The sequence below is a fragment of the Staphylococcus sp. MB377 genome, from assembly GCF_001922505.1.
GTDB lineage: Bacteria > Bacillota > Bacilli > Staphylococcales > Staphylococcaceae > Staphylococcus > Staphylococcus haemolyticus.
Genome location: NZ_MAON01000017.1, coordinates 1 through 12,031 on the forward strand (window position 1 = coordinate 1; position 12,031 = coordinate 12,031).

General features: G+C 34.4%; 11 protein-coding genes. All 11 read left to right on the plus strand.

Features of this window, described 5'->3' with window-relative positions; translation table 11 throughout:
• On the plus strand, nt 1-479 hold a 479-nt coding region (locus BB045_RS04955), incomplete at its 5' end, for a transposase (protein ID WP_142236925.1).
• A 484-nt stretch (nt 480-963) separates the two neighbouring features.
• The gene (gene pyrR / locus BB045_RS04960) at nt 964-1,491 is read left to right on the plus strand and encodes a bifunctional pyr operon transcriptional regulator/uracil phosphoribosyltransferase PyrR (protein WP_070582066.1); all 528 of its coding nucleotides are present in this window, start codon (nt 964-966) and stop codon (nt 1,489-1,491) included.
• Between the two features lie 233 nt (nt 1,492-1,724).
• Nucleotides 1,725-3,035 carry a uracil-xanthine permease family protein gene (locus BB045_RS04965; RefSeq protein ID WP_037552357.1) on the plus strand — a complete coding sequence of 437 codons (1,311 nt, stop codon included), beginning with the start codon at nt 1,725-1,727 and terminating at the stop codon, nt 3,033-3,035.
• A 32-nt stretch (nt 3,036-3,067) separates the two neighbouring features.
• Complete coding sequence (locus tag BB045_RS04970; RefSeq protein WP_070440671.1) at nt 3,068-3,961, plus strand: aspartate carbamoyltransferase catalytic subunit; 894 nt, start codon at nt 3,068-3,070, stop codon at nt 3,959-3,961.
• Nucleotides 3,962-3,964: 3 nt separating this feature from the next.
• Nucleotides 3,965-5,239: a dihydroorotase gene (locus BB045_RS04975; protein ID WP_070582067.1), complete on the plus strand. Its 1,275-nt coding sequence runs from the start codon at nt 3,965-3,967 to the stop codon at nt 5,237-5,239.
• Entirely contained in the window at nt 5,240-6,340 is a 1,101-nt protein-coding gene (locus BB045_RS04980; protein ID WP_075140561.1) for a carbamoyl phosphate synthase small subunit, read from the plus strand.
• Entirely contained in the window at nt 6,333-9,506 is a 3,174-nt protein-coding gene (gene carB / locus BB045_RS04985) for a carbamoyl-phosphate synthase large subunit (RefSeq protein WP_075140562.1), read from the plus strand. Before BB045_RS04980 ends, carB begins: the two co-directional genes overlap by 8 nt.
• 96 nt (nt 9,507-9,602) lie before the next feature.
• Nucleotides 9,603-10,295 carry an orotidine-5'-phosphate decarboxylase gene (gene pyrF / locus BB045_RS04990; protein ID WP_070440683.1) on the plus strand — a complete coding sequence of 231 codons (693 nt, stop codon included), beginning with the start codon at nt 9,603-9,605 and terminating at the stop codon, nt 10,293-10,295.
• 1 nt (nt 10,296) lies between these two features.
• Entirely contained in the window at nt 10,297-10,905 is a 609-nt protein-coding gene (pyrE, locus tag BB045_RS04995) for an orotate phosphoribosyltransferase (RefSeq protein ID WP_053024667.1), read from the plus strand.
• Between the two features lie 27 nt (nt 10,906-10,932).
• Complete coding sequence (locus tag BB045_RS05000) at nt 10,933-11,163, plus strand: hypothetical protein (protein WP_070440686.1); 231 nt, start codon at nt 10,933-10,935, stop codon at nt 11,161-11,163.
• A 335-nt stretch (nt 11,164-11,498) separates the two neighbouring features.
• On the plus strand, nt 11,499-11,903 hold the full coding sequence (locus BB045_RS05005; RefSeq protein ID WP_037552339.1) for a VOC family protein: 405 nt from the start codon (nt 11,499-11,501) through the stop codon (nt 11,901-11,903).
• Nucleotides 11,904-12,031: the final 128 nt, after the last annotated feature.

Sequence of the window (12,031 nt, forward strand, 5' to 3'; positions counted from 1 at the left end):
AAAGTTATTGGAAACTATTTCTTAAACCTTTTGAAACGCTAGAAGCATTTAATTATCATAAAGTCCATTTATTTAAAGAGTGGAAAACCGAAAAAGGCATTATAAATTACTTATTAGGTGTAGATATAGAATTATTTAATACATATCACTACGTTCATGAGCTAAGAAGATTATTAAAAGAAAATCAAATAGAGAAATTTAATCATAAACTCTTTTCTATTCATCTTTCAGATGTGTGTACTAAATTACGCCCAGTCATTAGAACTTTAAGACGATTAGCAGCTTTCATTGAAAATACTATGACATATTCTAACCTGACCAACGGTCCGTTAGAAGGAATTAATAATAAAATCAAACTCATTAAAAGGGTATCTTTTGGTTATAGAAATTATGATAATTTGCGTAATCGAATTATTATAACTTCGCGACTATTTGCCTCAACAACAAAGAAAGAGATTAAACAACCTAAGGTTGCTTAATCTCAATATTTGGACTCATCAGTCCGATTTGACGTAGAGCCAGAATAGTTTGGTAGCCCGCAAAGTTTCAACGCTTTGTGGGTATTTTTTCTAATTTCACATTTAATCAATGATTCTTTAATATGTATTTTTGAAAAAGTTTGTCTAATTTTTAGTATTTCACAAATTCGATTAACTATAGTAAAAGTATTATTTATTTACAATTGATAATTTTAAAAAATTACATTGACTTATAGCTCAAAAAGTTTTAAGCTAGTAACAGTTCAAAAAAGAAATCGGTGTCTTTAAAAGAGAGTCCAGAGAGGCTTCAAAGACAATGAGTATAATTCTATATACTTTCTTAAAATAATTCAGCGAAATATATGAATTGTTTTATTAGAATGGCTTTATCATGTAATGTCTAACATTACATGTGCGTATATATTAATTTGCCCTCATGTCTTTGAAAAAGGCATGAGGGTTTTTAATTTTAAGAGGTGAGATAATGTCTGAGCGAATCATCATGGATGAAGCTGCAATACAACGTACTGTAACGCGTATGGCACATGAAGTTCTTGAATATAACAAAGGTACAGAAAATCTTGTGTTACTCGGAATTAAAACGAGAGGCGAATTTTTAGCAAGACGTATACAAGACAAAATCAATCAAATTGAACAAAAAATAGTTCCAACAGGTACAATTGATATTACACATTTTCGAGATGATATTGAAATTGCTAACAAGCAAATCACTCAAGATGCAATAGAAATTGATGCTGATATTAACGATAAGGTAGTCATCATCATTGATGATGTACTTTATACAGGAAGAACTGTTAGAGCTTCCCTAGATGCAATCTTGCTTCATTCTCGACCGATTAAAATTGGCTTAGCAGCACTTGTAGATCGTGGACATCGAGAATTACCAATAAGAGCAGATTTTGTAGGGAAAAACATACCAACTTCTAAAGAAGAATCTGTTTTAGTGTATTTAAACGAAAAAGATTTACAGAATGCAGTAATAATTGAATAAAGACCTTTTAAATCAGTACGAGAGACTGAAAAAGGTAAAGTATTCAAAAGTGAGTGTGGATTACGATGATAGAATGGTCAGTATTAATAACCATCTCACTATAATTGAATGCTTTGTCACGTAGATACGGATAACGATAAGTATGAGTGCTTATCTGTATGTTTACTACGATTTTTTTAGTCTCTTTACATTTAAATGTAAAAGAGACTTTTTTTATGAAAGGAAGAAAAAAGATGGAAAATGAACAAATGTTTGAACGAACCGTCAAACCGGTGTTAGACGTACAAGACAAACCTAAACCAACACAATGGGCGCTACTGAGTTTGCAACATTTATTTGCAATGTTTGGTTCTACAGTATTAGTGCCATTCCTAACTGGCTTGCCAATATCAGCTGCTTTACTTGCATCCGGTATAGGAACATTGCTTTATATATTAATTACTAAGGCAAAGATTCCAGCATATTTAGGATCAAGTTTCGCATTTATCACACCAATTATTACTGGATTAAGCACACATAGCTTAGGAGACATGTTAGTAGCACTATTCGCAAGTGGCGTAATGTATGTCATCATCGGTATCCTAATCAAAATCAGTGGTACAGGATGGTTAATGCATTTACTTCCACCGGTAGTTGTAGGACCAGTAATCATGGTAATTGGATTAAGTTTAGCACCAACAGCAGTTAATATGGCAATGTACGAGAACTCAGGAGATATGAAAGGGTACAATTTAAGCTATCTGGTTGTCGCGCTTATTACATTACTTGTAACAATAATTGTGCAAGGGTTCTTCAAAGGTTTCTTATCACTTATACCGGTACTTATTGGTATCATTGTTGGCTATATTGTTTCAATCTTTATGGGGTTAGTTAACTTTTCAAATATTGCTAAAGCAAACTGGATTGACTTCCCACATATCTATTTACCATTTAAAGATTATGTGCCATCGATTCACCTTGGTTTAATACTCGTTATGTTACCAATCGTTTTCGTAACCGTAAGTGAGCATATCGGTCACCAAATGGTTATCAACAAAATCGTAGGTAGAAACTTCTTCGAGGATCCAGGTTTACATCGCTCAATAATCGGAGATGGTGTTTCAACAATGTTCGCTAGTATTATTGGTGGTCCACCAAGCACAACATACGGCGAAAACATCGGTGTACTAGCAATAACAAAGATTTACAGTATCTATGTTATTGGCGGTGCAGCGGTTATAGCGATTGTCTTATCATTTATTGGTAAGTTCTCAGCGTTGATTTCTTCAATACCGACACCGGTAATGGGCGGCGTGTCAATCTTATTGTTCGGTATTATAGCAGCAAGTGGACTAAGAATGTTAGTTGAAAGTAACATTGATTTTGCAAGCAACCGCAACCTAGTAATCGCATCAGTCATCTTAGTTGTAGGTATAGGTAACTTACTCATCAATTTAAAAGGTTTAGGTGTAAACCTTCAAATCGAAGGTATGGCACTAGCAGCACTTTCAGGTATTATCTTAAATTTAATTTTGCCAAAAGAAAAACAGGATTCAAAAAACTAATTTAACAAGGATTATTTATCAGGAGGCGCTTTATGAATAACTTATTATCTATGGAACATTTATCTAACGAGGACATTTACGATTTAATTCAAACAGCTTGTGATTACAAATCAGGAAAGCAAACCTTACCACAATTCGAAGGGAAGTTTGTTTCTAATTTATTCTTTGAAAATTCAACTCGAACTAAGTGTAGCTTTGAAGTAGCAGAACAAAAATTAGGTCTAAAAGAGGTTAATTTTGAAACAAGTACATCATCAGTACAAAAAGGTGAATCACTGTATGATACCTGTAAAACACTTGAAAGCATTGGTGTTGATTTACTAGTAATCAGACATTCTCAAAATGCATACTATGAAGAATTAGAAAATCTTAATATTCCAATTGCTAATGCTGGAGATGGTAGTGGCCAACACCCTACACAAAGTCTTTTAGATATTATGACAATCTATGAGGAATACGGTTCATTTGAAGGATTAAACATTTTAATATGTGGTGATATTAAAAATTCACGTGTAGCTCGAAGTAATTTCATAAGTCTAACTTCATTAGGCGCAAATGTAATGTTCTCAAGTCCAGATGAATGGGTGGACGACTCATTAGATGCACCATATGTTCAAATTGATGATGTCATCGACCAAGTAGATATTGTTATGTTATTACGTGTTCAACATGAACGTCATGGTATTACTGGAGAAGCTAATTTCGAGGCAAATGAATACCATGAACAATATGGTTTAACAATGAATAGATACAATAAGTTAAAAGATAAAGCAATCGTAATGCACCCTGCACCAGTTAACAGAGGAGTAGAAATCGATAGTGAATTAGTTGAAGCACCAAAGGCACGAATTTTTAAACAAATGACTAATGGCATGTATTTAAGAATGTCAGTAATCAATAAACTATTATCAGGAAAAGAGGCGTAAACATTGAAATTAATTAAAAATGCTCAAATTTTAGATAACGGTGAACTTAAACAAGCATCCATTTTAATAGATGGTCAGCACATCAAAGAAATTAACAATAACATTGAAGTAGATGAAAATGTTGAAGTAATTGATGCACAAGGTCATTTTGTAGCACCAGGTTTAATCGATGTTCATGTACATTTACGTGAGCCTGGTGGGGAACATAAGGAGACAATTGAAACAGGTACAAAAGCTGCAGCACGTGGAGGATTCACAACTGTATGTCCAATGCCTAATACACGCCCAGTACCAGACTCAGTTGAACATATGGATCGATTACAACAATTAATTCAAGATAATGCGCAAGTCCGTGTATTACCATATGCTTCAATAACTGTGCGTCAAGCTGGAAAAGAACATGTTGACTTTGATGCATTAGCAAAGCAAGGTGCGTTTGCTTTCACTGACGACGGCGTTGGTGTGCAGGAATCAGCAATGATGTATGAAGCAATGCAACAAGCTGCAAAGGTCAACAAAGCAGTTGTAGCACATTGTGAAGATAATAGTTTAATTTATGGCGGTGCTATGCACCAAGGTAAACGCAGTGAAGAACTTGGTATACCTGGTATTCCAAATATTTGTGAAGCGGTACAAATAGCGAGAGATGTATTATTAGCTGAAGCAGCTAACTGTCATTATCATGTATGTCACGTATCGACAAAAGAGAGTGTCAGAGCTATTCGTGATGCTAAAGCAGCAGGTATTCATGTGACGGCTGAAGTTACACCACATCATTTACTGTTAACTGAAGATGATGTTCCAGGGGATAATGCAATCTATAAAATGAATCCTCCTTTAAGAAGTAAAGAAGATAGAGACGCATTATTAGAAGGATTATTAGATGGCACAATTGATTGTATCGCAACAGACCATGCACCTCATGCTAAAGAAGAGAAAGCACAGCCAATGACTAAAGCACCATTTGGCATAGTAGGAAGTGAAACAGCTTTCCCATTACTTTACACGCATTTTGTAAAAAATGGTGACTGGTCATTACAACAATTAGTTGACTACCTAACAATTAAACCAGCACAAACATTTGATTTACCTTATGGCAAATTGGAACAAGGTTGCTTTGCTGACTTAACGATTATCAATTTAGATGAAGAACGTGAAATCAAAGGTGAAGATTTCTTATCTAAAGCAGACAACACACCATTCATTGGTTACAAAGTTTATGGTAATCCAATTTTAACAATGGTAGAAGGCGAAGTAAAATTTAAGGAGGATAAATAAATGCTTGAGCGACGTTATCTTGTATTAGAAGATGGGACTTATTATGAAGGGTATCAATTAGGATCTAATGATTTATCTGTGGGAGAAATTGTATTTAACACAGCGATGACTGGATACCAAGAGACGATATCAGACCCTTCATATACTGGTCAAATCATTACATTCACATACCCATTAATCGGTAATTACGGTATCAATAGAGATGACTTCGAAGCACTAACACCAACTTTGAATGGTGTAGTAGTGAAAGAAGCAAGCACACATCCTAGTAATTTTAGAAACCAAAAGACGTTACATGATGTGCTTGTTCAATACAAGATACCTGGCATTTCAGGTGTAGATACACGTAGCATCACACGTAAAATTAGACAGCACGGTGTTTTAAAAGCTGGGTTTACTGATAATCGAGATGGCATTGATTCATTAATTAACACATTAAAAAGTACTGAATTACCTCGTGATGAAGTGGAAACAGTATCTACTAAAACACCTTATGTTTCAACAGGTTCAGATTTGAGTGTGGTCTTATTAGACTTTGGTAAAAAACAAAATATTGTTAGAGAATTAAATATGCGTGGCTGTAACGTAACTGTAGTACCATATAACACCACTGCTGAAGAAATATTAGCCATGTCACCAGATGGTGTTATGTTATCAAATGGTCCTGGTGATCCAGATGTTGTAGAGGTTGCAATAGAAATGATTAAAGGTATTTTAGGTAAAATTCCATTCTTTGGAATTTGCTTAGGACACCAATTATTTGCATTATCACAAGGTGCAACATCATTTAAAATGAAATTCGGTCATCGTGGCGCTAATCATCCCGTAAAAGACTTACGTAGTGGGAAAATAGATATTACAAGTCAAAACCATGGTTATGCTATCGATAAAAATTCATTGGTAAATACTGACTTAGAAGTAACTCATATTGCACTTAATGATGGTACAGTTGAAGGATTAAGACATAAAACCTTGCCAGCATTCTCTGTACAATACCATCCTGAAGCAAGACCAGGTCCAAGTGACTCAAATTATTTATTCGATGAATTTATGACTATGATGAAAGAATTTAAAGAAAAGGAGCAAACAGCAAATGCCTAAACGTGACGATATACAAACGATTCTAGTGATTGGATCAGGTCCAATTATCATCGGACAAGCTGCAGAATTTGATTACGCAGGTACACAAGCGTGTCTTGCCTTAAAAGAAGAAGGCTACCGTGTCATATTAGTAAATTCTAATCCAGCAACAATTATGACGGATAAAGAAATTGCAGATAAAGTTTATATCGAACCGTTAACACACGACTTTATTGCACGTATCATACGTAAAGAACAACCTGATGCATTGCTACCAACTTTAGGTGGTCAAACAGGATTAAATATGGCTATTCAATTACATGATAGTGGTGTATTAGAGGCTAATAATGTGAAATTACTTGGTACAGAATTAAAGTCAATTCAACAAGCAGAAGATAGAGAGCTATTTAGATCACTAATGAATGATTTGAATGTACCTGTTCCTGAAAGTGATATTGTGAATACTGTTGAACAAGCATTTGCATTCAAAGATGAAGTAGATTATCCACTCATCGTTCGTCCAGCATTTACTATGGGCGGTACAGGTGGTGGCATATGCTACAATGATGAAGAATTAAAAGAAGTAGTGAGTAATGGATTGCATTACAGCCCGGCTACACAATGCTTAATTGAAAAGTCAATTGCTGGTTTCAAAGAAATCGAGTATGAAGTAATGCGCGATAAAAATGACAATGCTATTGTGGTTTGTAATATGGAGAATATAGATCCTGTAGGTATTCATACAGGTGACTCTATCGTAGTTGCACCAAGTCAAACATTATCAGATGTTGAATATCAAATGTTACGTGATGTATCTTTAAAAGTTATTAGAGCATTAGGTATTGAAGGAGGATGTAATGTTCAACTTGCATTAGATCCACATTCATTTAATTACTACATTATTGAAGTGAATCCACGTGTATCTCGTTCATCAGCACTTGCATCTAAAGCAACTGGATATCCGATAGCGAAATTAGCAGCGAAGATTGCAGTGGGCTTAACGTTGGATGAAATGCTAAACCCAGTTACAGGTACATCATATGCAGCCTTTGAACCAACACTAGATTATGTTATTTCCAAAATTCCAAGATTCCCATTTGATAAATTTGAAAAAGGTGAACGTGAATTAGGTACTCAAATGAAAGCCACTGGTGAAGTAATGGCTATAGGACGTACATATGAAGAATCTTTATTAAAAGCGATACGTTCACTTGAATACGGTGTACATCATTTAGGTTTACCAAATGGAGAGAGTTTTGACTTAGATTATATTAAAGAACGCATCAGTCATCAAGATGATGAAAGACTCTTCTTTATAGGTGAAGCAATTAGACGTGGTACAACACTTGAAGAGATACACAATATGACGCAAATCGATTATTTCTTCTTAAATAAATTCCAAAATATCATTAATATTGAACATGAATTAAAAAATCACCCAGGAGATTTGGAATATCTTAAATATGCTAAAGATTATGGATTTAGTGATAGAGTAATTGCACATCGATTCGGCATGACAGAATCAGAAGTATATCAATTACGCCAAGATAATAATATTAAACCAGTATACAAAATGGTTGACACTTGTGCTGCAGAGTTTGAATCAACAACGCCATACTACTATGGCACATATGAAACTGAAAATGAGTCAATTGTAACTGATAAAGAGAAAATATTAGTGCTTGGTTCAGGTCCTATTCGTATTGGACAAGGGGTAGAATTTGACTATGCTACTGTACACGCTGTATGGGCAATTCAAAATGCTGGATATGAGGCAATTATCGTGAATAATAACCCTGAAACAGTATCTACTGACTTTTCAATTTCAGATAAGTTATACTTTGAACCGCTAACTGAAGAAGATGTGATGAACATTATTAATTTAGAACAACCTAAAGGTGTTGTAGTTCAATTTGGTGGTCAAACAGCAATTAACTTAGCAGATAAACTAGCTAAACATGGTGTCAAAATATTAGGTACGTCTTTAGAAGATTTAAATCGTGCTGAGGATAGAAAAGAATTCGAAGCGCTATTGCATACGATTGATGTACCTCAACCTAAAGGTAAGACTGCAACTTCTCCAAGGGAGGCACTAACGAATGCACGTGAAATTGGTTATCCTGTAGTTGTAAGACCATCTTATGTGCTCGGTGGTCGCGCAATGGAAATTGTAAGTAGCGATGCAGAATTAGAAAATTATATGGAGCAAGCTGTTAAAGCTAGCCCTGAGCACCCAGTGTTAGTTGATAGATACTTAACAGGTAAAGAGATAGAAGTCGATGCAATTTCAGATGGAGAAACAGTTATCATTCCAGGTATTATGGAACATATAGAACGTGCTGGTGTGCATAGTGGTGACTCAATAGCTGTATATCCGCCTCAAACGTTAAGTCAAGAAGATATCGATACGCTAGAGGAATATACTATCAAATTAGCAAAAGGGTTAAACATCGTTGGTCTAATTAATATTCAGTTTGTTATTGCACATGACGGTGTTTACGTATTAGAAGTAAACCCTCGTGCAAGTCGTACTGTACCGTTCTTAAGTAAAATTACCGATAATCAAATGGCACAACTAGCTATGCAAGCTATTATGGGTACTCGTTTTAAAGACTTAGGCTATAAACAAGGTGTACAACCTTATTCAGAGGGTGTGTTCGTTAAAGCACCAGTATTTAGTTTTAATAAACTAAAAAATGTTGATGTGACATTGGGACCAGAAATGAAATCTACCGGTGAAGTTATGGGTAAAGATTTAACTTTAGAAAAAGCACTTTACAAAGGATTAACAGGTAGTGGTGTAGAAGTTAAAGATCACGGTACTGTTCTTATGACAGTAAGTGATAAAGATAAAGATGAAATTGTTAAAATAGCACACCGTTTAAATGAAGTAGGCTATAAAATTTTAGCAACTCAAGGTACTGCAGAAAAATTAAAAGAAGACAACATTCCAGTTGAAGTTGTAGGCAAAATTGGTGGCGACGATGATTTATTAACACGTATACAAAATGGCGAAGTACAAATTGTCATTAATACGATGACTAAGGGTAAAGAAGTAGAAAGAGACGGGTTCCAAATTCGTCGTACAACAGTTGAGAATGGTGTGCCATGTCTAACTTCATTAGATACGGCTAATGCTTTAACTAATGTAATTGAAAGTATGACGTTTTCAATGAGAACTATGTAGATTTACAACTTGAGAACGACAAGGGCGTTATATGTCAGTGAATATTTTTAAACTGATTATGACGACCAAGTCGTTCGTTTTCAAAGGAGCTATAATATGAAAGATTTACCTATCATAGCATTGGATTTCGAATCAGCAAATAAAGTTAATACATTCTTGGACCAATTTGATGAACCACTTTTCGTGAAAATTGGAATGGAACTATTCTATCAAGCGGGACCAGATTTGATTAAATCGATTAAATCTCGTGGCCATGACATATTCTTAGATTTGAAGCTACATGATATTCCAAACACAGTTGAAAAAGCAATGGAAGGCTTAGGAAAGTTAGATGTAGACTTAGTTAATGTGCATGCAGCTGGAGGTACAGACATGATGAAAGCTGCAGTAAGGGGTTTGCATAAATATAGTAATGATACAAAGATCATTGCTGTGACGCAATTAACATCTACAACAGAAGAAATGCTACGTAATGAACAAAACATTCAGACGACGATTAAAGAAGCAGTGTTAAACTATGCTACTTTAACACAACAAGCAGGTTTAGATGGTGTGGTTTGTTCTCCACTTGAAGCAGAATTGCTAACAAACAAATTAGGTTCTAATTTCTTAAAAGTCACACCAGGTATTAGACCACAAGGGGCAGCTGTAGATGATCAAAAACGTATTACTACACCTGAAGATGCTAAACAATTAGGGGCAACACATATCGTAGTTGGGCGACCAATAACCCAAAGCGAGAATCCTGTGGAAAGTTATCATACTATTAAAGAAAGTTGGTTAGGTTAATATGGCTAAAGAAATAGCAAAATCTTTATTAGATATTGAAGCGGTAACATTATCTCCGAATGACTTATATACGTGGAGTTCAGGTATCAAATCTCCTATCTACTGTGATAACCGTGTAACATTAGGTTATCCTGAAGTGCGACGTGCCATTCGTGATGGATTAAGTCAAATGATTATTGAACAATTTGGTGATGTAGATATTGTTTCTGGTACAGCCACAGCAGGTATTCCTCATGCCGCTTACATCTCTGAAAAGTTAAATTTACCTATGAATTATGTTCGCTCTAAAAGTAAAAGTCATGGTAAACAAAATCAAATTGAAGGAGCAGTAAGTAAAGGGAAGAAAGTGGTAGTAGTAGAAGATTTAATTTCTACAGGTGGATCTTCAATTACAGCAGTTGAAGCTTTAAAGGATGCTGGTGCTGATGTTTTAGGTGTCGTTGCCATTTTCACTTATGGTTTAAAAAAAGCAGATGACATGTTTAATGAAATTGATGTTCCGTTTTATACACTAAGTAATTATAATGAGTTAATTGAAGTGGCTCGTGAAGAAGGAAAAATTTCTGAGAATGATATACAGACTTTAGTTGAATGGAGAGATAACTTGTAATATGCTATGTCAAAAGGGGGATTGATTATGATGACCGATGGTGAGGCCAATCGTTTCTATAACAATATGAAACATGTTAACGAATTCTTATATAAAGAAGAAGATTTTAAATCCCCGGATAACATAATGTCGATTGACAATAGTATTAGAGAAATGAGTGGAACTCAGTCAAAAGTGAGTATGGATTCATTTATCCATACGAGTGATTTCTTTAAAAAAGCTAAAGAAGCGTTAAGGCAAAAAGGTATAATAGATTAAAAACGTGGTATATATGACTAACTCTTTTTCACATATAGTTAAAAAGTAGTCATATATACCATGTTTTTATTTTAATAAAGAAAATATAAAACAATAAATTAGCGAATAAAAATTTTAATTAGTACCCATCCGATAAGTAAGACAATAAGCATAGATAAAATCGGTATAATAAGATGCATCATATTAGAAAGCCTCCAATTGAACTTTAGTTTAATTTTAACTTGAAAATAGTATAAGTCAAAAATTTAGATTAAAAGAATCAAATATTCAAATTTTTTCAAAATAATTAAAATTAGTCTAAAATAAGCATTAAAAATATAGAGAGGGGAATTATTGTGGAAATACCGAAAATAACAACATTTCTAATGTTTAATAATCAAGCAGAAGAAGCTGTAAATTTATATACGAGTCTATTTGAAAACAGTGAAATTTTAACTATGGTGAAGTATGGTGAAGAGGGACCAGGCGTTCCTGGAACAGTACAACATTCTATATTTACGTTGAATGGACAAGTATTTATGGCAATCGATGCTGATAATGGAGAAGATTTACCGATGAATCCATCCATTTCTTTATATATAACTGTTGATAATGCCATGGAAATGGAACGACTATTTAATGGTTTGAAGAAAGAAGGCGCTATATTGATGCCTAAAACTGCAATGCCACCATTCCGCGAATTCGCATGGGTGCAAGATAAATTTGGAGTTAGTTTTCAACTCGCGTTACCTGAAAAATAAAGGCTCTACGTCAAATCGGACTGATGAGTCCAAATATTGAGATTAAGCAACCTTAGGTTGTTTAATCTCTTTTTTTGTTGTTGAGGCAAATAGTCGCGAAGTTATAATAATTCGATTACGCAAATTAT